This window comes from Brevibacterium sp. Lmc1, from assembly GCF_057654315.1.
Genome location: NZ_CM172803.1, coordinates 2,348,858 through 2,371,431 on the forward strand (window position 1 = coordinate 2,348,858; position 22,574 = coordinate 2,371,431).

Consider the following 22,574-nt stretch of genomic DNA (forward strand, 5'->3'; position numbering starts at 1 on the left):
CAGATGCCGTGTTACGGCGAAGTATCGGCCGGGTCTCAGGCGTCGGGGACGATGTTGACGAGCTTGGGGGCTCGCACGATCACCTTGCGCACTCCGGCGCCGCCGAGGGCCTTGACGGCGTTCGGCGATTCGAGAGCCAGCTTCTCGAGTTCTTCTGCGGTGATGTCCGGGGCCACCTCGAGCCGTGCGCGCACCTTGCCCTTGACCTGGACCACACAGGTCACGGTCTCGGCGACGAGGTGGTTCGGGTCCGCCTCGGGGAAGGCCGCATAGGTGACCGTCGACTCGTGTCCGAGACGTGACCACAGCTCTTCGGCCAGGTGCGGTGCGAAGGGTGCGAGCATGATCGTCAGCGGTTCGAGGACGTCCCGGGTCGCACCGCCCTGTTTGGTGGCATGGTTGGTGAGCACGATGAGCTTGGAGATCGCGGTGTTGAACCGCAGATGGTCCATGTCCTCGCGCACACCGTCGATGACCTGGTGGAGGACCTTGAGCGATTCGGCGTCGGCCTCACCGTCTGCGACCACGGACTCGCCGGTGGTCTCGTCGACGAAGAGTCGCCACACGCGCTGCAGGAACCGCTGTGCGCCGACGACGGCGCGGGTGTCCCAGGGACGGTCCTGTTCCAGCGGGCCCATCGACATCTCATAGACGCGGAAGGTGTCGGCACCGAAGGCGTCGTACATCTCGTCGGGCATGACGGAGTTCTTCAGCGATTTGCCGATCTTTCCGTACTCCCGATTGACCTGTTCGCCGCCCAACCAGAACGTCAGCTCACCGTTCGATTCGGTTCTCTCCTCCACCTCGGCGGCGGGGACGTAGACGCCGCGGGAATCGGTGTAGGCATAGGCCTGGATGTATCCCTGGTTGACCAGACGGTGGAACGGCTCGGACGAGGAGATGTGCCCGAGGTCGAAGAGGATCTTGTGCCAGAAGCGGGCATAGAGCAGGTGGAGCACAGCGTGCTCCTGTCCGCCGACGTAGAGGTCGGCGCCGCCGCGCGGTTTCGAGGCCCGCGGTCCCAGCCAGTACTTCTCGTTGGCGGGGTCGACGAGGCGTTCGTCGTTGTGTGGGTCCGCGTAGCGCAGCTGGTACCACGAGGATCCGGCCCAGTTGGGCATCGTGTTCGTCTCACGCTGGTAGGTCTTCGGACCGTCGCCGAGGTCGAGTTCGATGCTCGTCCATTCCTGGTTCCTGCTCAGCGCCGGTTCGGGACGGCTGTCGGCATCGTCGGGCGCGTAGGTCCGCGGTGCGAAATCGTCGACTTCGGGCAGCTGGACGGGCAGCATCTCGTCGGGCAGAGCAATCGGGGTGCCGTTCTCGTCGTAGACGATCGGGAACGGTTCGCCCCAGTAGCGCTGGCGCGAGAACAGCCAGTCGCGCAGACGGTACTGGGTGGACTCGGTGGCCAGTCCTTTTCCGGCCAGCCATTCGGTGACCCGGGCCTTCGCCGCGTCGATCTCGAGGCCGTTGATGTCGATCTCGGCGTTGGCCGAGTTGATCATCACGCCGGTGCCGGTGAACGGCGCGTCCTCGTCGTGGTCGGCCGGAGGCTGCACAGTGCGGATATAGGGCAGTCCGAACGCCTTTGCGAAGTCCCAGTCACGGGCGTCTTCGGCCGGCACGGCCATGATCGCTCCGGTGCCGTATCCCATGAGCACATAGTCGGCGATGAAGATCGGAACCTCGGCCCCGGTGGCCGGGTTGAGCGCATAGGAGCCGGTGAAGATGCCGGTCTTCTCCCGGCTCTGCTGCCGGTCGGCGTCGGTCTTGGCCGCAGCGGCGCGCTGGTAGGCGGCGATCGCCTCGGCGGGGGTTGCCTCTCCCCCGCGCCAGGACTCGGGGGTGGACTCATCCCAGACCTCAGCGGTCAGGTCGGCGACCTGCGGGTGTTCAGGGCTGAGGACGAGGTACGTGGCGCCGAACAGGGTGTCCGGGCGGGTGGTGTAGACCTCGATGTCGGACGCATCGTCACCGGCGATGGGCAGGCGCAGCAGGGCGCCCTTCGACCGGCCGATCCAATTGACCTGCATGGCGTGGATCGCATGCGGCCAGTCCAGCACGTCGAGGTCGTCGATGAGGCGGTCGGCGTACGCCGTGATGCGCATGTTCCACTGGCGCAGACGGCGGGTGAAGACCGGGTAGTTTCCACGCTCGGACAGACCCTCGGCGGTGACCTCTTCGTTGGCCAGCACGGTGCCCAGCCCTGGGCACCAGTTGACCGGGGATTCGGAGACGTAGGCGAGGCGGTAGCCCTGCAGAACGTACTCGCGCTCCGCCGAGCTCAGCTCCGACCAGGTGCGACCGTCGGGTGTAGGGCGGGCACCGGAGGCGAACTGCTCGATGAGCGTGTCGATCGGTCGAGCCGCGCCTTTGGCCTCACCATCGGGGGTGGTCGCCTCGGTGTCGTACCAGGAATTGAAGATCTGCAGGAAGATCCACTGCGTCCATTTGACGAATTCGTCGTCGGTCGTGGCGAAGCGACGGCGCACATCGTGGGCCAGCCCCAGGCGACGCAGCTGCTCGGTCATGTTCGCGATATTGGCATCGGTGGTGATGCGCGGGTGCTGACCGGTCTGCACCGCGTAGAGATCGGCGGGCAGTCCGAAGGCGTCGTAGGACAGGGCATGCATGACGTTGTGTCCGCGCATCCGCTGGTAGCGGCCGTAGACGTCGGTGCCGAGGTAGCCCAGCGGGTGGCCGACGTGCAGTCCCACACCGGAGGGGTACGGGAACATGTCCATGATGTACAGGGACTCGCGCTCGCTGAGGTCGGCCGGCGGACCGTAGGGCGACGAAGCATCCTGGGAGTCGAGCTCGCCGAGGTCTCCGGTGGGGTTCGGGGTGTGGAACGTGCCCGATTCCTCCCAAGTGCGCTGCCAAGACTTCTCGATCTTTTCGGCCAGCGCCGCATCATAGCGGAAACCGGTCTCCTCAGGGTTCGTCGTCATTACCTTCCTTCGCAGAACAGACGTGAGCGGGTTCTGACCATCGTACTCTGAACGCCCCCTGATTCGACTTGGTTAGACTGCTCACAGGTCAGCGGACGCCGGTTATCTCGGCAAACGTGATCGATTTCACTGAGACCCGGCCGAACTGTAAGATAACCGAGCAGTAACTTACGTCCTCGAAGGAGACTCATGAGCTCAACGACCATGCCGCAGTCGTCAACACCCGTCGTCGGTTTCGAGGTCGATACCGCCTCGTCGACCACCGATATCTTCCTCAGCACAGTCGCTGAGAACCCCAGCCGCCCTCTGGTCGCCAAGCCCGACGGGGACGGTTGGAACGAACTGACCGCGGCCGAATTCCTCGCAGAGGTCAAGGCGGCCGCGAAGGGGCTCATCGCCTTGGGCGTGGGAGTCGGTGACCGGATCGCGATCTTCGGCCCCACCTCCTACGAGTGGACGCTCAGCGACTATGCCATCTGGTACGCCGGCGGAATCTCCGTGCCGTTCTACGACACCTCTTCGGAGAGCCAGCTCAGTTGGATGCTCACCGACGCCGATGTCACTCGTGGGCTCGTCGCCACTGGCGACCATGCCGATCGGGTGCGGGCGGCGGCCAAGGCTGTCGGACGGGAAGAGCCAGCCCTGCGGGTCTGGAACGAAGGCGCTTTCGCCGATCTCACCGAAGCCGGCAAGGCCGTCACCGATGAGGAGCTCGAAGCCGCCCGTTCGCAGGTCGGCTCCGATTCCGTGGCGACGATCATCTACACCTCCGGCACCACCGGAAAGCCCAAGGGCTGTGTGCTCACCCACGCGAACTTCGTGCAGACCGCCCAGGCCGCGCGCCACCAGATCCCCAGCGTTCTCGACACGAAGATGCGCTGCCTGCTGTTCCTGCCGCAGGCCCACGTCTTCGCCCGGTTCATCGAGGTCCTGGCCATCAGCAACGGTGCTCTGCTGGCGCACCAGTCGGACCTGACGAAGCTCACCGATGCCATGGGCAGCTTCCGTCCGTCGTTCATCCTCGGTGTGCCCCGGGTCTTCGAGAAGGTCTTCAATTCCGCGCTGGCGACCGCTCAGGCAGGCGGCAAGGAGAAGATCTTCCGCCGTGCCGAGCAGGTCGCCGTCGCCTATTCGAAGGCACTCGACACCGGCAAGGTGCCCACCGGGCTGAAGCTCCAGCACGCCCTGTTCGACAAGCTGGTCTATTCGAAGCTGCGCGCGGTCATGGGCGACAACGTCACTCATGCGGTCTCCGGCGGCGGTGCGCTCGGCTCTCATCTCGGCCACTTCTTCCGCGGACTGGGCATCATCGTCCTCGAAGGCTACGGACTCACTGAGACCACGGCACCGATCACCGTCAATATTCCGGAGAAGTCGAAGATCGGAACCGTCGGCGTGCCGCTGCCGGGCGTCTCGGTGGCGATCGCTCCCGACGGTGAGATCCTGGCCAAGGGCGTGCCGGTCTTCCGCGAGTACTGGAACAACCCCGAGGCCACGGCCAAGGAGTTCCACGACGGTTGGTTCGGCACCGGTGACCTCGGCTCGCTCGATGACGACGGCTACCTCACGATCAACGGCCGCAAGAAGGAGATCATCGTGACCTCCAGCGGCAAGAACGTCGCCCCGGCTCCGCTCGAGGACGTGCTGCGTCGCCACCCGATCATCGGCCAGCCGGTGCTCGTCGGCGAGAACCGCAAATTCGTCTCGGCGCTGATCTTCCTCGATTCGGAGATGCTGCCGGGCTGGCTGAAGAACCACGATCTGCCGCAGATGAGTCTGCGCGAAGCCGCCGAGGACGATGCGGTCCAGGCCGAAGTGGCCAAGGCCGTCGAACAGATGAACAGGACCGTCTCGCGGGCCGAAGGAGTCAAGAAGTTCACAATCCTGCCGATCGAGCTCAGCGAGGAGAACGGCTACCTCTCTGCCAAGCAGTCGGTCAAGCGTCACCTCATCAATAAGGACTTCGCCGCCGAGATCGACGCGCTCTACGCCGGCTGACGCACAGCCGCTGCCGCCTGGGACATAGTCGCTGAACTCAGCCTGCGGGGTACGGCCCGGGCACGGACTCGAACGGTCCGTCCCGGGCCGCCGTCGTCCCGCCTCGGTGGCGGTGGGCGGACTCCTCCCAATCGGGAGGGCATGGCAATGGTGACGTCGTCCCGCCTCGGCGTGGGCTTGCCTCAGCGTCGTAAGCTGAGGACAGAAGTCGAACACATCGATCTCATTGGAGGCAGCGTCATGTCCGAGACCACCGATCACACACCCAGCTACGTGACCGAAGGGGCGGAATTCAACCGGGATACGAACTACATCGACGATCGCATCCTCAACGATCCCAACGCTCAGTGGCCCGTCGAACCGGGCCGCTACCGCCTCGTCGCCGCCCGTGCCTGCCCGTGGGCGAACCGGACGATCATCGTCCGTCGCCTCCTCGGGCTCGAGGACGTCATCTCCCTCGGCATGCCCGGCCCCACCCACGATGCGCGGTCGTGGACGTTCGATCTCGATCCGGGCGGGGTGGATCCGGTGCTCGGCATCGAACGCCTGCAGCAGGCGTTCTTCGCCCGTTACCCGGACTATCCGCGCGGAATCACCGTGCCGGCCGTCGTCGACGTGCCCACCGGCGTCGTCGTCACCAACGACTTCCCGCAGATCACGGAGGACTTCTCCACCCAGTGGACCGAATACCACCGAGAGGGTGCCCCGAATCTCTGGCCCGAGGAATCGCGGGAGGAGATGGAGAAGGTGATGCGCCATATCTACACGGAGATCAACAACGGGGTCTACCGCTGCGGTTTCGCCGGCTCCCAGGACGCCTACGAGGCGGCCTTCGACCGCCTATTCAACGCGCTCGATATCGTCGAGGATCGGCTCAGCCGGTCACGGTTCCTCATGGGTGAGACCATCACCGAGGCGGATGTGCGACTGTTCACGACGCTCGTGCGCTTCGATCCCGTCTATTTCGGTCACTTCAAGTGCAACCGGCAGCCGCTCACGGCGTTCGAGAACCTGTGGGGCTACGCCCGTGACCTGTACCAGACACCGGGCTTCGGGGACACGGTCGACTTCGAGCAGATCAAACAGCACTACTACATCGTCCACCAGGATGTGAACCCGACGCAGATCGTGCCCAAGGGCCCCGATCTCTCGGGTTGGCTCAGCGATCACGGTCGCGACCGGAAGTTCGGCGGATCCCCCTTCGGCGAGGGAACCGCTCCCGGACCCGTCAAGCCCGGCGAAGAGGTCACACCCGCGCATACGGCAGCGGCCTGGGTGAGCTGAGCCGAGGAATCACCTCAGACCTCGAATTCTCCGGGCTCGATATGATCGTCTTCGGTCGTGTCGAGCCCGGCGGCTTTCTTCCGCCGCTGTTTGCGGACCTTGAACACGATCCACACGATGACGAAGACGACGACGGCGACGATGACGACGTTCTGGAAATACCCTGCGTAGGTCTCGACGACCGACCAGTTCTCACCGAGGGTGAAACCTGCGACGATGAGGATCGTGTTCCAGATCGCGCTGCCGGCCGTGGTCAGCAGCAGGAACTTGGTCAGGCGCATGTCCCGCATTCCGGCGGGGATGGAGATGAGCGACCGGAAGATCGGGATCATCCGCCCGAAGAACACGGCCTTGTCCCCGTGCTTGTCGAACCAGTCGACGGTCTTATGCACATCATCGACGTCGACCAACGGCATCTTCACCGCGATCCGGGCGATGCGTTCGATGCCGATCCACTTGCCCAGCGCCCACAGCAGAACCGCGCCGACGACCGAACCGATCGTCGCGAAGACGATCGCGGCCACAATGTTCATCTGGCCTTGGCTGGAGGTGAACCCGGCCAGAGGCAGGACGAGCTCACTGGGGATGGGCGGGAAGATGTTGTCGAGGAAGACCATGAACCCGACACCGGCCGGCCCCAGAGTCTCCATGATCGTCACGGTCCAGGCCGAGAACCCGCTGAGATTGTCCGCAGCGCTGCCGCCGGCGGCGAGGACATCGGCAGGGACTCCGCCGGCAGGCAGGCCGGCGAGGCTGTCGGTGGCAACGGGTGCGAAATCGGCAGTCGGAGCGAACGAATCAGTGATCGGCATGGTCAAAAGTCTAGATAAGGGCGCGGCCTGCCGCTCACAGTACGCTCACAGCGGCTAGTGTGGAAACGAACACCTCAGACCGGAATACGAACGCACCTTGCGGATACGCATCGAAGGAGCACACACGTGGCACCTGCCAAAGTACTGGCCTCGCGCAACACCGTCGCTGAGGTCGGCCACAATGCCGTCAACCGACCCGGACCCGCCCACCTCATGCGCGCAGTCCAGCGTTTCGGACAGCGTCTGGGCAATCAGTTCGGTGCCGCGATCACCTACTTCCTCGTTCTCGCGGTCATGCCCATCGCCATGGTCAGCCTCGCGAGCATCGGATTCGTCCTCGACGTCGCCCGCCCCGAGCTCCTTCCCGAGGTCACGAAGCAGATCGAGACCTTCACCGCCGGCAACTCCTCGCTGACCGAGCAGCTCGAGAGCTTCCTCCTCGACTGGCAGGGAGTGGGAATCATCGGTATTCTCACCGGCCTCTACACAGGTCAGGGATTCATCGGCAACCTCGGTGCCGCGGTGCGAGCCCAACTGCACGACGACTTCGACGATGCCGTGCCGGAGAAGTCCTTCGTCAGCAAGGTCATCAACAACGTGATCACTCTCATCGGCCTCATCATCGGCCTCCTCCTGGCCGTGGCGCTCACCGTCGTCGGCACCGGTCTTCGCTCGATGATCGCCGACTTCCTCGGGCTCGGCGGATTCGCCGGCAGTCTGCTGTTCATCGTTCCGGTCATCCTCACCTTCGGCGCCGCCTGGCTGATCTTCTGGTTCCTGTTCACGATGCTGCCGGAGAAGCCGGTCGACAAGCAGGCGAAGAACCGCGGTTCGCTCATCGGCGCGACCGCGTTCCTCATCCTCATCAACTTCTCCACGGTGCTCGTCAATCTCTTCTCCGGGAACAAGGCCGCCGGTGTGTTCGGGTCGATCATCGCGATCATGCTCACGCTCAACGTCTTCGCCCGCATCATCCTGTTCATCGCCGCGTGGATCGGCACGGCGAAACCACCGCGGCCGCGCGAAGAGGAGCCGGAATACCGGTTCGTCGAACCGAAGGTGCAGGCGCAGAGCCTCGGCGCGCTCATCACCGGTGCGGGAATCGTGGCGCTGACCCTGCTGGGCTTCAAACGGTTCGAGGAACGCCGGTCCGATCGCGAATAGGCGAGACGGTAGACTGTTGGCGCATCCGTTATAACTGACCGAGGGGACACGACCTTTGACTGACGCTACGACTGCTCGCCTGGACGATTGGGCGAAGAAGCAGACCGCCGCCGAAGAACTCATTCCGCTAGTCGGACGCCTGTACCGTGAGAACGACGTGCTGCTGACCCTGTTCGGGCGGTCGCTGCTGAACAAGTCGGTGACCGGCATGATCAAGGCGCACCGCTATGCTCGCCACTTCCTCGGCGAAGAGCTCGACATCCAGATCACCCACCGCATCGTCAAGGCGCTGTCCGGGCTCAACCTGGCTCCGGCTCGCATCGATCTGGGCCGTCTCATCGAGAAGCTCGATGATCCGAACGCGGACGTCGACGCCTTCCTCGCCGCCGAGCTCGCCGAGGTCGTCCAGTCGCAGTCCGGCAAGGGCGAGGTCCGCGACGTCGTCCTCTACGGCTTCGGTCGCATCGGTCGTCTGCTCGCCCGCATCCTCATCGATCGCGCCGGCGGAACCGGTATGCGTCTGCGTGCGATCGTCGTGCGCCGCAATGGGGAGAACGACATCGTCAAGCGCGCCTCCTTGCTGCGCCGCGATTCGGTGCACGGAGCCTTCGACGGCAGCATCGTCGTCGACGAGGAGAACAGCACCATCCAGGCCAACGGCACCCTCATCCAGGTCATCTACTCGAATGACCCGTCGGAGGTCGACTACACCGCCTACGGAATCGATGACGCCATCATCGTCGACAACACCGGAAAGTGGCGTGACGAAGAGGGCCTGTCCAAGCACCTCGCGTGTCCCGGTGCGTCGAAGGTCCTGCTCACGGCTCCCGGCAAGGGCGATGTGAAGAACATCGTCTTCGGAGTCAACGACGACGCGATCCTCGACACGGACACCATCGTCTCGGCAGCTTCGTGCACGACGAACGCGATCACCCCGGTGCTCAAGGCCATCAACGACAAGTTCGGCGTCCGCAACGGCCACGTCGAGACGGTCCACTCGTTCACGAACGACCAGAACCTCATCGACAACTTCCACAAGGGCTCCCGCCGCGGCCGTGCGGCCGGACTCAACATGGTCCTCACCGAGACCGGTGCCGCCAAGGCTGTCGCCAAGGCTCTGCCGGAGCTGGCCGGGAAGCTCTCGGGCAATGCGATCCGCGTACCCACCCCGAACGTGTCCATGGCGATCCTCAACCTCAACCTGGACAACGCCACCACCGTCGACGAGCTCAACACGTTCCTCCGCGAAGTGTCGATGCATTCGCCGCTGCGCAACCAGGTCGACTACGTCACCTCTCCCGAGCTCGTGTCCACCGACCTCGTCGGCTCCAAGCGGGCCGGTGTCGTCGACGGCCTGGCCACGATCGTCGATGAGGACCGCGTCGTCGTCTACGTCTGGTACGACAACGAATTCGGCTACTCCTGCCAGGTCGTGCGCTGCGTGGCCAAGATGGCCGACGTCGACGTCCCGGCATTTCCCTGATATCGCCGAGGCGGCCCACCGAAACGCTCGGATGAGCGCTCGGTGACCGGCTGAGACAGGCGCCCGGAGTCACATGACTCCGGGCGCCTTCGTCATTCACCTCCGTCTCCATCCCGTACCCTCGGTTGCAAGCTCTGTACTTCGGGCCGCACCATCTCTCACCGGTACTGCCACGCCCTACACCTCCCGCCGAAACCTCTCGGGAATGACTGAACCTCCCGCAGGAACGAGAGGTTCTGCCGGCAACGAGGTGTTCTGCCTAATTCGCGGCGTCGGACTCCATGGCCTCATGCAGCCAGATCGGGGTGAAGGTGGCGAATCGCTCCGCCAGATCATCGTCGCTGTCGAGGATGACGGCGAGTCGGTCATCGGCATTTGCCAGCTCATTCGCCCAGATGGGACCCAGGCAGGCCAGCAGCAGGCAGGCGATGACGACGGCGCCGGCCAGTATCGGAGTCTCAGCCCACAGCAGCATGCCGAACAGGATTCCGACGATGGCGAAGCCTACCGCGACGGCGAGTCCGGCATTCCGCGTCCGCGGCGCCTTGGCACGAGCCGGTCGCGACGCAGCGATCGAGTCGAGCACGTCCCGGTTGATCCGCGTCCAGGCGATGATCGCGCCCAGCGCGCAGACGATGCCGATCATGATGAGGCTGAACGCCGAGAACAGCAGCACCGCATCGATGTGATCTCCTTGGGCTTGGAGGGCGGCCCCGAGTCCGGCGACGAGCATTGCCAGGGCGAGCACCAGCATGCTGAGCAGACGGGCACGGCGCACGGCGATGAGTTCGGCGATCACCCTGGCCAGGAACACCCGCTCCGCCGCGGGGTCGTCGGCCTGGCTCACCGCACGTACCCGAGCTGCTTGTCCACGGTGTGCGGGAACTGCTCACCGGCCAGATACTGTTCGAACAGGGCGTGGAACTGCTCCGCCAGTCGCATTCTCCACCCGTCGGTATCACCGCTCATATGCGGGGTGATGATGGCATTGTCCAGCGACCACAGAGGATGGTCGGCGGGCAGCGGCTCTTCGTCGAAGACGTCGAGTCCGGCCCCGCTGATCTGTCCCTCGCGCAGCGCGGTCACGAGTGCGTCGGTGTCGACTGTGTCTCCGCGTCCGACATTGATGAACACGGCGGTGTCGTCCATGGCGGCGAACGTCTCGGCGCCGATGAGCCTCTCGGTCTTCTCCGTCAGCGGTGCGATGTCGATGACCCAGTCGTATCCTGCAACGTGCTCGGGCAGGGTGGCGGAGTCGATCACCTCACCGAAGTCGGCGTCGCCGCTGCGGGCGCGCGATCCGGCTCCGGTGACGTCGATGTCGACGGCCTTCAGCAGGCGTGCGATGCCTCGACCGATGGCTCCGGTGCCGACGATGAGCGCCTTGGTGCCGACGATATCGCGGGTCGACCGGCGGTTCCATTTCTTCGCGGCTTGATCGGACAGCGATCCGATCGAGCTCTTCGCGTGCATGAGGATGTAGCTGAGGACGAACTCGGCGATCGGGCGGTCGAAGATCCCGCGGGCATTCGTCACGGTCACCGGAGAATCGACGAGCTCATCGAAGAGGAGCGAGTCCACGCCCGCCGCCGCGGCATGGACCCACTCGAGCCTGTCGGCGCTGCCATAGGCATCCTTGAGCGCGGTGGAGAAGAAATCCCACATCAGCAGCACATCGGTGCCGGGCAGCGCCTGGGCCAGGGTCGACGCCTCGGCGATGCGCAGTTCGATCCCGTCCCACTCCCCCAGATCAGTGATCAGTGCGGGGATCTCGGTCCCGGGTGAGTTGAGTATTGTCAGTACCGTCATTCCTCGGCTCCTTGGACAGTGGGCTTTCTGCCACACTAACCGATGAAGTCTCTGCCGGGGTGGAAACCGGCGCGGACACGACACCCACACGCTCGGCTTCGACGTCGAGACTCTCGCGCTTCGCCGGTTCGTTCTTCAGGGTCTGCGCCAGCGGAGTGTTCGGCAGGAAGCAGAGGAAGACGAAACCGAGGACGGCCAGCGGAGCCACCCACAGGAACAGGGGCACGAGGGCATCGTTGTAGGAGGTGATGATGAGCGAGTGCATCGGCTCCGGCAGCTTCGACACGATCTCCGGGGTCAGCCCCGTCGAGGAGACCTTGGGCATGTGGCCGTGTGGGGCCGCCTTCGCGATCTCCGTGATTCCGGACTTGATGTTGTCCATGAGGCGCTGGGTGAACACGGATCCGATGAAGGCCATGCCGAGGGTGGCACCGACCTGGCGGAAGTAGTTGTTCGACGCGGTCGCGGTGCCGACCATGGACACCGGGAAGGCGTTCTGGACGACGAGGACGAGTGTCTGCATGCTCAGGCCCAGACCGAGTCCGAGCAGCGCCAGGCAGCCGATGGTCTCCCAGGCCGAGCTCTCGGCCTTCAGCTGAGAGAGCAGGACGAGCGAGGCGGCCATGATGAGGATTCCGGTCAGCGGGTACTTCTTGTACTTGCCGGTGCGGGAGACGATGAACCCGACGAGAGTCGAGGACACGAGCATGGTGCCCATCATCGGCACCATCATCAGCCCGGCGACGGTGGCGTCGATTCCGTGGACCATCTGCAGGTAGGTCGGCATATAGGAGAGCACACCGAACATGCCGATGCCGACGAAGAGGCCGGCGATCGTGCACAGCAGGAAGTCGCGGTTGGTGAACAGGTGCATCGGGATGACCGGTTCGCTGACCTTGAGTTCGACGAAGACGAAGGCGACTGCGGCGATGATTCCGGTGACGATGAGCCCGTTGATCTGCCAGGATCCCCATTCATAGTCGTGTCCGCCCCAGGCGGAGGTGAGCACGATGCAGGAGGTGACGATCGAGATGAGCGCCATGCCGATGACATCGATCTTCGGGCGAGGGCCGGCACCCTTGGTGTGCTTGGGCACCTTGAGGAACACGGCGGCGGCGATGAGGGCGATGATGCCCAACGGGAAGTTGATGGCGAAAGCCCAACGCCAGCCGGGTCCTTCGGTCAGCCAGCCGCCGATCAGCGGTCCGGCCACGGACGACACGGCGAAGGCGGAGCCCATGATGCCCATGTATTTGCCGCGTTCGCGGGCGGGGACGACGGAGGCGATGATCGACTGCGAGAGGATCATCATTCCGCCGCCGCCGATGCCCTGGAGCACTCGACCGAAGATCAGCGTCGACATCTCATTCGCGATGAGGGCGAAGACCGAGCCGAGGAGGAAGCAGCAGATGGCGAAAATGAACAGCGGCTTACGTCCGAACAGGTCGCCGACCTTGCCGTAGACGGGCATCATGATCGTCGAAGCGAGCATGAATGCGGTGGAGACCCACAGCATCTGGTCGACGCCGTCGAGTTCGCCGACGATGGTCGGCAGCGCGGTCGCCAGCACCGTCTGGTTGAGCGAGAACATGAACATCGCGATCATCAGGCCCACGAAGAGCAGAATGATCGCCGAGGTGGCCATCGGCTCTGTCTGTGCGTCGGGTCCCGCGGGGGCGGAGTTCTTCGAGGTGGTTGCCGTCATCGTCTTCTCATCGGGTTCGTGGTTGCTTCTCATCACAGCTTTCGTCATGGCAGTCGGTCCAGGACCTTGCGGAACAGGTTCAGGGAGTCTTCGAAGATCGCTTGGGTGCCGCCCTTGTCCTCGACCGCCTCAGGATCGGCCTTGATCACCTGTCCCGCATGGTTGAGCGGGACCCGGCAGAGTTGGGTGAGCATGCGCGCGCTGCGCCAGGCGGAGTCCTCTGAGGAGAACTCCTGGCCGAGGTGTCGCAGTCGGTCGAGCACGTGACCGGTGACGATCTCTTCGAGTTCTTCTGCCCGGTCGAAGCTCTTGCTCACGAGTTCCGGATACAGCGCGAAGAGGCGGCGTCGCCGCGCCGGAAGTTTCGGATCGACGGAGCCGACGAGCAGCGCTTCGCGGACGAAGCGCGCCGTGTCCTCGGCCAGCGTGTCGAGCCCGGCGGGGCTGTGGACATAGTCGAAGGCGAGGCTCTCATCGACGCCGACCTCGGCTCCGAGGCCGACGATCGCGTCCTCCTTCGTCTCGAAGTAGTTGAAGAAGGTGCGTGTGGACACTCCCGCGTCGGCGGCGATCGTCGCCACGGTGGCGCAGGCCAAGCCGTCTTCGAGCACGCGAGTGATCGCCGCTTCATGGAGGGCGTTGCGAGTCAGGCGCGCCTTTTTCGAGCGCAGGGATTCTTCAGCGGGCATAGGTACATTTTGCACCACATGCAAACTTTCACCAACTGCAAATCTGCAATTGTGCACTATTTCACTGTGCGCAGTCTTTCACATGAGCATCTTCAGCCGTGCCCGGTGCTGCTCGAGGGTCTGCAGCTGACCGAGCAGTGCTGCCTGACCTGCTCCGTCGGCGGTGTCCTGGCGCTGCAGGCGGGAGTGGAGTTCCTTGGCAATGCGTTCGAGGTCGTAGTCGAAGAGGCGAGCGACGATCCCGCGGGCGAACCGATCGATCCCGTCTCCCTCGATGACAGGCAGCGGGGTCACGAGCAGCTGGGCCACATAGGGCTTGAGGTCCTCGGCTGCGGCGTCGAGCACGCGTTCGGCCCATTTCGACTGAGCCGTGCCGGCTGCACCCAGTCCCCCGGCCTGTTTGATGGCGTCCTGGATCCGCCGGTAGCCGGGGTGCTCGAAGGCCTTCGCGGACAGCGAGTCGAAGAGCTTCGCATTGACCACCTCCGGATGTTGGAGGGCGACCATGAGAGCCCCCTTCTCCGTCTTCAGCCGGGCGGGGCTGATCGGGGCCGAGAGGTTCGAGACGTCGGGGCGTTCGTCGTAGACGTATTCGATGCTGCGTTCATCGGAGACCTCCCCCGCCGAGGCGGGACCGGGCCCGCGTGCGCCTCCGGACGGGGCGATTCCTGGCTCGGTTCCGGGACCGGTCCCCTGTCCCGAACCTGACCCGTGCCCGGGTCCGGATGTGGCCGGCGACGAGGGTGCGGGTGCGCTCGGTGCCGGCGGTGGGCCGTCGCGGTAGGACGACTGGCGGGCGGGCGCCTCGGCGGGCTGGCGGTTCTGCTTCGGTTGGCGGGCGGCGGTGCGGACCGCGGCCTCCACCTCGTCGATATCGACGCCGATGCGACCGGCGACGAACCGGTAGTAGTGGGAGAGGCTGTTGCGGTCGCGGATGTCGGTGAGCACCTCGGCGGCGGCGCGGACCGCGGAGATCCGTCCTTCGACGGTGTCGAGGTCGAAGCGGGAGATCGCGGTGGTGATGACGAACTCGAAGAGCGGCTTGCAGCCGTCGATGAGTTCGCGCAGGGCCGCGTCGCCCTTCTGCATGCGCAGGTCACAGGGATCGAGGCCATCGGGTTCGACGGCGACGAAGGTCTGGGCGGTGAACAGGTTCTCGAATTCGAAGGCTTTGAGCGCAGCCTTCTGACCGGCGGCGTCGCCGTCGAAGGTGAAGATCACCTGTCCGGTCGGGTCGTCGCCGAGGAGGCGGCGGATGATCTTCACGTGTTCGGCGCCGAAGGCTGTGCCGCAGGTGGCCACGGCCTGGTCGACTCCGGCGAGGTGGGCGGCCATGACGTCGGTGTAGCCCTCGACGACGACGACGCGTTTGGTCTTCGCGATGGACTTCTTCGCCAGGTCGAGTCCGTAGAGAACCTGATTCTTGTGATAGAGAGCGGTCTCGGGAGTGTTGAGGTACTTCGGTCCCTTGTCATCGTCATAGAGTCGGCGGGCGCCGAAGCCGATGGTCCGGGCGGTCATGTCCTTGATCGGCCAGATCACCCGACCACGGAATCGGTCGTAGATTCCCCGACCGCCCTCGCTGGCCAGGCCGCCGGCGAGGATCTCCTCATCGGTGAAGCCGGCCTTGCGCAGATGGCTCGTCAGGGCATCCCAGGATTTCGGGGCGAACCCGATGCCGAATTCCCGGCTCGACTCGGCGGGAAAACCGCGGCCGGACAGGAACTCCCGGCCGATCTGCCCGGCCTCGGACTCGAGGGCCTGGGCGAAGAAGCGCCCCGCGACCTCGTGCATCTCCAGCAGCCGCTGCCTGCGGCTGGCCTGTTCCCGGTCCGGGCCCTTCCCGTCCTCGTAGCGCAGGTGCATTCCGGCCTTGCCAGCCAGCGTCTCGACGGCTTCGACGAAGCTGAGCTGTTCGACCTTCTGCAGGAAGGTGAACACGTCTCCGGACTCACCGCAGCCGAAGCAGTGGTACATCCCGACCTGCGGACGCACCGTGAACGACGGAGTCTTCTCGTCGTGGAACGGGCACAGTCCTTTGAGGGATCCGATGCCCGCGGTCTTGAGGGTGACGAATTCCCCGATCACCTCGTCGATGCGGGTGCGGCTGCGCAGTTCGTCGATGTCCTCGCGTTTGATGAGTCCGGCCATGGTCTAGAGCCGATCCTCCGCTCCGGCGTTGAGGTGGTGGTACAGGGCCCAGGCGGAATGGTCGGTCAGGGAGGCGATCTGGTCGACGATGACGCGCAGTCGTGCGGAGTCGTCGGCGGCCTCGGCGTGGTCGGCGCGGAACATCGGATCGAGCATGTCCGGTGACTGCGAGTACCATTCGGCGAGTTCGTTGATGACCGCCGCCTGGATGTCATGCAGCCGCAGTCGATCCTCGGCGACCATGACCGTGAGCGTGGCCATGCCTTTGAGCACGGCGATCTCCACGGTGGTCGCCTCGGGGACGACGAGCGAGGCCGAGTATCGGGCGAGGGGCTCCCAGCCGAACTCCTCACGGGTCGCGGATTCCGCGGCACCGACGAAGCGCCCGATGAGCTGACTGGTCATGTGTTTGAGGCCGGCCTGAGCACGTCGGGATCCGTCGAAGGCCTCCTTGGGCCAGTAGGCGGCGGCCTGCAGTCGGCCGAGTGCCTTGTCCATCTCCGCATCTGTGGTTTCCGGCAGGTACCACTGACGGGTGATGTCGAAGAGTTCGGCCCGCCGCTCATCGGCGGCGAAGTCGGCAAGGTCCAGATGGCCTGCGACGATGGCGTCCTCGACATCGTGGACGGAATAGGAGATGTCGTCGGCCAAGTCCATGACCTGGGCTTCGATGCATTTCTGGCCGTTGTCGATGCCGTCGCGGTAGAAGTCGAAGACAGCCCGGTCGTCATCGTAGACACCGAATTTGCGCACCCCTGAGTCACGGCGACCGGCCGTGGCTTCGGCTCGGGGCCATGGGTACTTCGTCAGTGCATCGAGGCTCGCGCGGGAGAGGTTGAGGCCGGCCGGGCGACCGTCATCGGCGATGACCTTCGGTTCGATCCGGGTGACCAGACGCAGGGTCTGGGCATTGCCCTCGAAGCCGCCGATGTCTGCGCACAGGGCATCGAGGATCGTCTCACCATGGTGGCCGAAGGGAGGGTGTCCGAGATCGTGGGACAGGCAGGCGGTGTCAACGATATCGGGATCGCAGCCGAGGTAGCGGGCGAGTTCGCGGCCGACCTGGGCGACCTCGAGGGAGTGGGTGAGACGGGTGCGGACGAAATCGTCCGTGCCCGGGGACACGACCTGGGTCTTCGCGCCGAGGCGGCGCAGACCCGAGGAGTGGAGGACGCGGGCACGGTCGCGCTGGAAAGCCGAGCGCCGCGGATTCTTCGCCGGTTCGCTCACCCACCGCTCCTCGTCCCACGGCGAGTAGACCGCCACGGTCCCCGTCCCCACCGAGGTGTGCGGGTGAGTGTCGAAGGGCATTCTCATCCTCCTGAGATGTCGAGTTCGGCCTCCGACAGCAGCGACTTCCCGCTGGGATCGAAGATGCGGGAGTTCAACCACCCCTCGGGCAGGTGCGGTTTCTTCGGCCGGGTGGTGCGGCCGCGGGACCCTTCGGCGGCTTCTCCCGGGTAGGGCGCTGACTTGTCGAGCTGGTCGAGCAGTCCGGCGAGTTCCTCGAGAGAGGAGACCATGGCCAGCTGACTGCGCAGCTCTCCCCCGACGGGGTAGCCCTTGAAGTACCAGGCGATGTGTTTGCGCAGGTCACGGACGCCGAGGAATTCGTCCTCGAAGTGATCGACGAGGTATTCGCCGTGTTTGTACACGGCACGAGCCACCTCGGCGAGTCCGGGACGGTGGCGTTCGTCGCTGCCGTTCAGCGCGTTCGCGAGGTCGCCGAACAGCCACGGCCGGCCCTGACAGCCGCGCCCGATGACGACGCCGTCGCAGCCGGTCTTGGCCATCATGTCCAGGGCATCCTCGGCGGCGAAGATATCACCGTTGCCGAGCACCGGAACGGTGTCGCCGAGGTGGTCCTTGAGCCGGGCGATCGCGTCCCAGTCCGCGGTCCCCGAGTAGAGATCGGCCGCGGTGCGGCCGTGCAGTGCGACGGCGGCGACGCCGGCGTTGCGCGCGGTCTCGGCGGCGTCGAGGAAGGTCGTGTGGTCGGCGTCGATGCCTTTGCGCATCTTCACGGTCACGGGCACGTCCCGGCGGGCCGCCTCGGTGACGGCCGTGGTGACGATGGATTTGAACAGGTCCTGCTTCCACGGCAGCGCGGAGCCGCCGCCCTTGCGGGTGACCTTGGGGACGGGGCAGCCGAAGTTGAGGTCGATGTGATCGGCGCGGTCCTCTTCGACGAGCATCCGCACGGCCTGGCCCATGGTCACCGGATCGACTCCGTAGAGCTGGACGGAGCGTGGGGTCTCATAGGGCTCGTGGTGAATGATGCGCATCGTCTTCGGATTGCGCTCGACCAGGGCCCGGGTGGTGACCATTTCGGTCACGTACAGGCCGGCGCCGTATTCGCGGCACAGACGGCGGAAGGCGGTGTTCGTGATTCCGGCCATGGGCGCGAGCACGACGGGCGAGGACAGCTCGATGGGCCCGATGCGCAGGGCTGTTTCGGGCTTCGGGGATGCGGTTTCTGAGGCAGGGCTGATGACACTCACGCAACCATTATCCCAGTCAAGTCAAAATCGCACATTCGTCTGCCTCTTCCGCCTGCTTCGCCGCCTCGGCTCGTCCTTTTCGTCTCAACTCAGTCAACGGCTTCGGTGCGCAGAAATTCCCGCACGTCCCATTCGGTGTCGACGGAGAGTTCGGCGGCGAGCCGGTCGTCGTGGGTGACGATCACCATGGCACCGCCGAATCCTTCGAGAGCGGTCACCAGCGCCTCGAGCGATGACAGGTCGAGATTGTTGCCCGGTTCGTCGAGGATGAGCAGCTGCGGAGCCGGGTCCTGGAGGAGCCCTGAGGCCAACGCGACGCGGAAGCGCTCCCCTCCGGACAGGGTCTGACAGATCTGGTCGGTGCGTCCGGCGCGCAGTCCCATGGCCGCGAGCACCTCGTGGACGCGGTGCGGGTCGAGCTGCGGGTTGCCCGCGCGCACCGCCTCCATCACCGTGAGCTCCCCCGGCAGTCGGTACTGCTGGTCGAGATGAGCCGTCGGCGCGGAGACGGTGATGGCGAGGTCGCCGAAGAGTTCAGCGACCGGCGGACCGGTTTCGGCCCCGACGTGTCCCTCGACCGTGTCGCCCGTGCCACCGCCCTGTCCGCCCTGTCCGTTGGCAGCCGCCAGGATCGCTGCCAACAGGGTCGACTTGCCCGCCCCGTTCGGTCCGGTCAGCCGGATCCGCTCGGGACCGACGATCGTCTGGGGGCGTTCGGACCTCGCCGAGGCGGCCGTGGAGATCTCGAGGACCCGTTTGCTCGCGTGGACCTGGGTGTCCTGCAGGTCGAGGCGGACGCTCGAGGACCGGCGCAGCGCATCCTTGGCGTTGGTGAGCTCGTCCCAGGCAGCCGCCTCGTCGGCGGCTTTGTCGCCGCGGCGTTTGGCCGCGGACTTCTCGGCGAAGTTCGTCAGCCCGTTCATCACGATCTTCGGTCGACGTTTGTTCTCTTTGTCCTTCTTGGCCTTCCGGTCGGCTCGAGCGAGTTTCGTCTCCAGTTCGATCCGTTGGCGCTTCTCGACCTGGTGGGACTTCTTCGCATCCGTGACCTTCTGCTGCTTCGCCTCCTCCTCCGCGGCGACCATGGCTTCGTAGTCGTCGAAGTTCCCTCCGTAGACCCGCAGCCGGTCGGTCATCTCGATGATCGAGGTCATATGCGACAGCAGCGTGCGGTCGTGGGAGATGACCAGGGTCGGTCCGCGTCGGTCGGTGAGCAGCGTCGTCAGCAGAGTCCGTCCGTCCTCGTCGAGGTTGTTGCTCGGCTCGTCGAGGATCAGCCAGGTGTCACCGACCAGTGCCGCTCGGGCCAGTCCGATGCGTGTGGCCTGTCCACCGGAGAAGCTGCTCAGACTCCGATCGAGATCGCTGACACTCAGCTGCAGACCGAGTTCGGACAGCGCCGCCAGGGCTCGCTCTTCGATATCCCAATCGTCGCCGATGAGGTCGAAGTCGGCCCCCGTCGCCTCTCCGGCCAGGGCGCGGCCCAGCGCTTGTCGGACGGGGGCGATGTCCAGCGCGGCATCGACCCGCTGCGTCGAATGCGGCAGCAGCTGGTCGATGTAGACGGCGCCATCGGCACCTGTGACGGTTCCTGACGAGGCACTCAGCCGACCGGCGAGGATGCGGGCGAAGGTGGATTTGCCGATTCCGTTGTCGCCGACGAGTCCGACGAGGTCGGCAGGGACAGTGGCGGTGAGTCGGGAGAAGATCTCGGTATCGTCGCCGAGGCGGTAGTCCAGTTCGGACACAGTGATTGCTGCAGGCATGAGGGTCCTCATTTCGTGTACGCAGAAGCGCTGCGGGCCCGTGGCACCCGCAAGTCACGGTATGAGGATTCACTTCACAGCAGAGACGTCCTTGAACGGAAATGGAACATAACAATGATCGCCGAGGCAGCTCGCCCGGTCAACACCACCCCTTATTGCTACCTGACGGCGGCCCAGCAACCTCGCGCGAGGTTGCGAGGCCGCCGTCAGGTAGCAATAAGGGGTCAGGCAGGTTCAGATGATGATGAGCATGAGTTCGGCGGGCTCGTCGTGAGGGTTGGCCAATTGGTGCGGAACGTCACCGGGAGCCTGGGCGCAGTCACCGGCGTGCAGGGTCGTGCGGCGGTCGATGGTGACGACCTCGATGCTGCCCTTGAGGACGAAGAAGCTCTCACGTGACCCGCTGCGGTGGGCGGCGAAGGCCGAGGTCTCGCTGCGCGGGTCGAGGCGGTAGTGCACGACATCCATGTTCTCGATCGCCGAAGGCAGATCCCGCCGCCAGACCCCCTTGCCGAAGGTCGAGGTCGTGGGGATCGCCTCACTGCGGGTGATCGTGACTTCCGGAGCGGCCAGCAGCTCGCCGACGTCGACGCCGAGGGCGCGGGAGAGACCCATGGCGTTCGATACCGATGTGTCCTGCTCGCCTCGTTCGATCTTCGACAGAGCGGCGCGGGACAGCCCCGCCCTCACCGCGAGCTCATTGAGGGTGAGGTTGTTGTACTTGCGCCGGGCTCTGATGCGGGCGCCGAAGACACGTGCGCCGAGATCCTCTTCTTTCGCCATTGGAGCATCATATTCTATTCTTGGATCATAGAATCATATCTCACAAAGGAAACTTCACCCATGGCGGCAGTGCTGGCTCTCACACCGATCCTCATTGCCATCGTTCTGCTCCTGCTCAAACAGAGTTCCTGGGTCGCCGCTCTCGCCGGCGCCGTGCTCGCGGCCGGTCTCGTCGCCTTCGTCTTCCCCACCCCCGCCTCGGTGTTGGTGGAATCGGGGATCGACTACTTTCCGCTCATCCTCGAGGTCGCGCTCATCCTGCTCTTCGGCATGCTGCTCGCCCGCCTGCTCGAGTCCGCAGGGTCGATGTCGCAGATCTCGTCCTGGGTCGAGTCGCTGTCACCGGGGCGCCCGCTCGGGGTCGCGCTCGTCGTGTTCGGCATCGTGCCCTTCGCGGAATCGGTCACCGGCTTCGGCATCGGCGTCACCGTCGGGGTGCCGATCCTCCGTCATCTCGGCTGCACCCTGCGGCAGTCCGCGATCCTCGGCCTCCTCGGTCTCATCGCGGTGCCGTGGGGTGCCCTGGGACCGGGCACCACCGTCGCAGCGGCGCTGGCCGGACTGGACGTCGACGAGCTCGGTCTGGCCACGGCGTGGATCAACGCGATTCCGGTCATCATCGTCGCGATTGCCGTGGTCGCGATCATGCGACCGTCCGCCGCCTCGGCGCTGGGGATCATCGGCGCCGGCGCACTCCTGTGGGCGGGGATCCTCGCCTCCAGCTCCGTCATCGGCATGGCCCCGTCGGGAATCATCGGATCGCTGATCGTCATCCTCCTCGTCGGTGCGCTGTTCATGATCCGCAAGAGAGCCACGGGGCTCACGCGCCGCCTCGGCGTGGCCGTTCTTCCCTACGGGGTGCTCACGGTGGGCCTGCTGTTGGCACGGGCCCTGCATGCCGCGCTGCCGTCGACCTTCACGCAGATCATCGCCTCTCCCCCGTTCTGGCTGGCCGCCGCCTGTCTCATCGCTGCCATCACCGTCGCCGGCAGACGCGATGTCACGGTTGCGGCCGTGCGTTCCTGGGTTCCCATCGGCGTCGGCACCGCCGCATTCATGCTCATGGGTTGGATCATGACGACGACGGGGATGAGCGAGGCGATCGGTTCCCTGCTGCCGGCCGGGCTCATTCTGCTGACTCCCTGGCTGAATTCCATCGGAGCGGTGCTCACCGGGTCGAACACTGGAGCGAACTCGATGTTCACCGGCACTCTGACCGCGGCCGCCGCATCATCGCATGTTTCGGCCCTGCCGGTCGTCGCGGCCGGAAACGCGGCAGGATCGCTGGCCGCTCTCGCCGCTCCCCCACGGGTGGCGATGGCTGTGCAGATCGCCGATTCATCGGTGGCCGCCTCGGCGAAGGACATCTCCTGGGTGCAGGGCCGAGCACTCGCGGTGGCGGGGATCAACGCCCTTGCCCTCGGCCTGTGGATCCAGTTCTTCGTCTGATCGTCGCCGGCGAGTTCGGCTCGGGGATG

16 protein-coding genes are annotated in these 22,574 nt (G+C 65.3%); 5 read left to right on the forward strand and 11 right to left on the reverse strand.

Features of this window, described 5'->3' with window-relative positions:
- Window positions 1-35: 35 nt before the first annotated feature.
- Complete coding sequence (gene leuS / locus AC239G_RS10580) at window positions 36-2,951, reverse strand: leucine--tRNA ligase (RefSeq protein WP_139467383.1); 2,916 nt, start codon at window positions 2,949-2,951, stop codon at window positions 36-38.
- 189 nt (window positions 2,952-3,140) lie between these two features.
- On the opposite strand from leuS, the gene AC239G_RS10585 reads away from it, so the two are divergent.
- Complete coding sequence (locus AC239G_RS10585) at window positions 3,141-4,949, forward strand: AMP-dependent synthetase/ligase (RefSeq protein ID WP_487488798.1); 1,809 nt, start codon at window positions 3,141-3,143, stop codon at window positions 4,947-4,949.
- A 240-nt stretch (window positions 4,950-5,189) separates the two neighbouring features.
- Window positions 5,190-6,233, forward strand: coding sequence for a glutathione S-transferase C-terminal domain-containing protein (locus AC239G_RS10590; protein ID WP_487488799.1), 1,044 nt, complete (start codon window positions 5,190-5,192; stop codon window positions 6,231-6,233).
- Between the two features lie 14 nt (window positions 6,234-6,247).
- On the opposite strand, the gene AC239G_RS10595 is transcribed toward AC239G_RS10590, so the two are convergent.
- The gene (locus AC239G_RS10595; protein WP_318278471.1) at window positions 6,248-7,045 is read right to left on the reverse strand and encodes a DedA family protein; all 798 of its coding nucleotides are present in this window, start codon (window positions 7,043-7,045) and stop codon (window positions 6,248-6,250) included.
- Between the two features lie 126 nt (window positions 7,046-7,171).
- On the opposite strand from AC239G_RS10595, the gene AC239G_RS10600 reads away from it, so the two are divergent.
- Together AC239G_RS10600 and AC239G_RS10605 are read left to right on the forward strand one after the other, a co-directional pair.
- The gene (locus AC239G_RS10600) at window positions 7,172-8,209 is read left to right on the forward strand and encodes a YhjD/YihY/BrkB family envelope integrity protein (RefSeq protein WP_139467386.1); all 1,038 of its coding nucleotides are present in this window, start codon (window positions 7,172-7,174) and stop codon (window positions 8,207-8,209) included.
- Between the two features lie 55 nt (window positions 8,210-8,264).
- Window positions 8,265-9,692 (forward strand): glyceraldehyde-3-phosphate dehydrogenase, encoded by a 1,428-nt coding sequence (locus AC239G_RS10605; protein WP_139467387.1) that lies wholly within the window; start codon window positions 8,265-8,267, stop codon window positions 9,690-9,692.
- A 259-nt stretch (window positions 9,693-9,951) separates the two neighbouring features.
- Here AC239G_RS10605 and AC239G_RS10610 read toward each other — a convergent pair whose 3' ends face one another.
- From AC239G_RS10610 to AC239G_RS10650, 9 genes are all read right to left on the reverse strand, one after another.
- The gene (locus AC239G_RS10610) at window positions 9,952-10,539 is read right to left on the reverse strand and encodes a hypothetical protein (protein WP_139908155.1); all 588 of its coding nucleotides are present in this window, start codon (window positions 10,537-10,539) and stop codon (window positions 9,952-9,954) included.
- Window positions 10,536-11,501: a D-2-hydroxyacid dehydrogenase gene (locus AC239G_RS10615; RefSeq protein ID WP_487488800.1), complete on the reverse strand. Its 966-nt coding sequence runs from the start codon at window positions 11,499-11,501 to the stop codon at window positions 10,536-10,538. Before AC239G_RS10615 ends, AC239G_RS10610 begins: the two co-directional genes overlap by 4 nt.
- Window positions 11,443-13,239 (reverse strand): MDR family MFS transporter, encoded by a 1,797-nt coding sequence (locus AC239G_RS10620; RefSeq protein WP_487488801.1) that lies wholly within the window; start codon window positions 13,237-13,239, stop codon window positions 11,443-11,445. Before AC239G_RS10620 ends, AC239G_RS10615 begins: the two co-directional genes overlap by 59 nt.
- Window positions 13,240-13,250: 11 nt before the next feature.
- Window positions 13,251-13,895, reverse strand: coding sequence for a TetR/AcrR family transcriptional regulator (locus tag AC239G_RS10625; RefSeq protein WP_139467391.1), 645 nt, complete (start codon window positions 13,893-13,895; stop codon window positions 13,251-13,253).
- 78 nt (window positions 13,896-13,973) lie between these two features.
- On the reverse strand, window positions 13,974-16,046 hold the full coding sequence (gene dnaG, locus AC239G_RS10630; protein WP_487488802.1) for a DNA primase: 2,073 nt from the start codon (window positions 16,044-16,046) through the stop codon (window positions 13,974-13,976).
- Window positions 16,047-16,049: 3 nt separating this feature from the next.
- Window positions 16,050-17,357 (reverse strand): deoxyguanosinetriphosphate triphosphohydrolase, encoded by a 1,308-nt coding sequence (locus AC239G_RS10635; protein ID WP_139467393.1) that lies wholly within the window; start codon window positions 17,355-17,357, stop codon window positions 16,050-16,052.
- 2 nt (window positions 17,358-17,359) lie between these two features.
- The gene (gene dusB / locus AC239G_RS10640) at window positions 17,360-18,547 is read right to left on the reverse strand and encodes a tRNA dihydrouridine synthase DusB (RefSeq protein WP_139467394.1); all 1,188 of its coding nucleotides are present in this window, start codon (window positions 18,545-18,547) and stop codon (window positions 17,360-17,362) included.
- A gap of 89 nt (window positions 18,548-18,636) precedes the next feature.
- Window positions 18,637-20,313, reverse strand: coding sequence for an ATP-binding cassette domain-containing protein (locus AC239G_RS10645; RefSeq protein WP_487488803.1), 1,677 nt, complete (start codon window positions 20,311-20,313; stop codon window positions 18,637-18,639).
- Window positions 20,314-20,547: 234 nt separating this feature from the next.
- Window positions 20,548-21,096, reverse strand: a complete 549-nt coding sequence (locus tag AC239G_RS10650) for a helix-turn-helix domain-containing protein (RefSeq protein ID WP_172169819.1) — start codon at window positions 21,094-21,096, stop codon at window positions 20,548-20,550.
- Between the two features lie 60 nt (window positions 21,097-21,156).
- Between AC239G_RS10650 and AC239G_RS10655 the strand changes: the two genes are divergently transcribed.
- Window positions 21,157-22,545, forward strand: a complete 1,389-nt coding sequence (locus AC239G_RS10655; protein WP_487488804.1) for an L-lactate permease — start codon at window positions 21,157-21,159, stop codon at window positions 22,543-22,545.
- Window positions 22,546-22,574: the final 29 nt, after the last annotated feature.

Excerpts from the sequence above, each read along its gene's own strand:
- leuS (WP_139467383.1), bottom strand. The coding sequence starts at position 2,951 with ATGACGACGAACCCTGAGGAGACCGGTTTCCGCTATGATGCGGCGCTG.
- AC239G_RS10585 (WP_487488798.1), top strand. The coding sequence starts at position 3,141 with ATGAGCTCAACGACCATGCCGCAGTCGTCAACACCCGTCGTCGGTTTC.
- AC239G_RS10590 (WP_487488799.1), top strand. The coding sequence starts at position 5,190 with ATGTCCGAGACCACCGATCACACACCCAGCTACGTGACCGAAGGGGCG.
- AC239G_RS10595 (WP_318278471.1), bottom strand. The coding sequence starts at position 7,045 with ATGCCGATCACTGATTCGTTCGCTCCGACTGCCGATTTCGCACCCGTT.
- AC239G_RS10615 (WP_487488800.1), bottom strand. The coding sequence starts at position 11,501 with ATGACGGTACTGACAATACTCAACTCACCCGGGACCGAGATCCCCGCA.
- AC239G_RS10620 (WP_487488801.1), bottom strand. The coding sequence starts at position 13,239 with ATGAGAAGCAACCACGAACCCGATGAGAAGACGATGACGGCAACCACC.
- AC239G_RS10625 (WP_139467391.1), bottom strand. The coding sequence starts at position 13,895 with ATGCCCGCTGAAGAATCCCTGCGCTCGAAAAAGGCGCGCCTGACTCGC.
- dnaG (WP_487488802.1), bottom strand. The coding sequence starts at position 16,046 with ATGGCCGGACTCATCAAACGCGAGGACATCGACGAACTGCGCAGCCGC.
- AC239G_RS10635 (WP_139467393.1), bottom strand. The coding sequence starts at position 17,357 with ATGCCCTTCGACACTCACCCGCACACCTCGGTGGGGACGGGGACCGTG.
- AC239G_RS10645 (WP_487488803.1), bottom strand. The coding sequence starts at position 20,313 with ATGCCTGCAGCAATCACTGTGTCCGAACTGGACTACCGCCTCGGCGAC.
- AC239G_RS10650 (WP_172169819.1), bottom strand. The coding sequence starts at position 21,096 with ATGGCGAAAGAAGAGGATCTCGGCGCACGTGTCTTCGGCGCCCGCATC.
- AC239G_RS10655 (WP_487488804.1), top strand. The coding sequence starts at position 21,157 with ATGGCGGCAGTGCTGGCTCTCACACCGATCCTCATTGCCATCGTTCTG.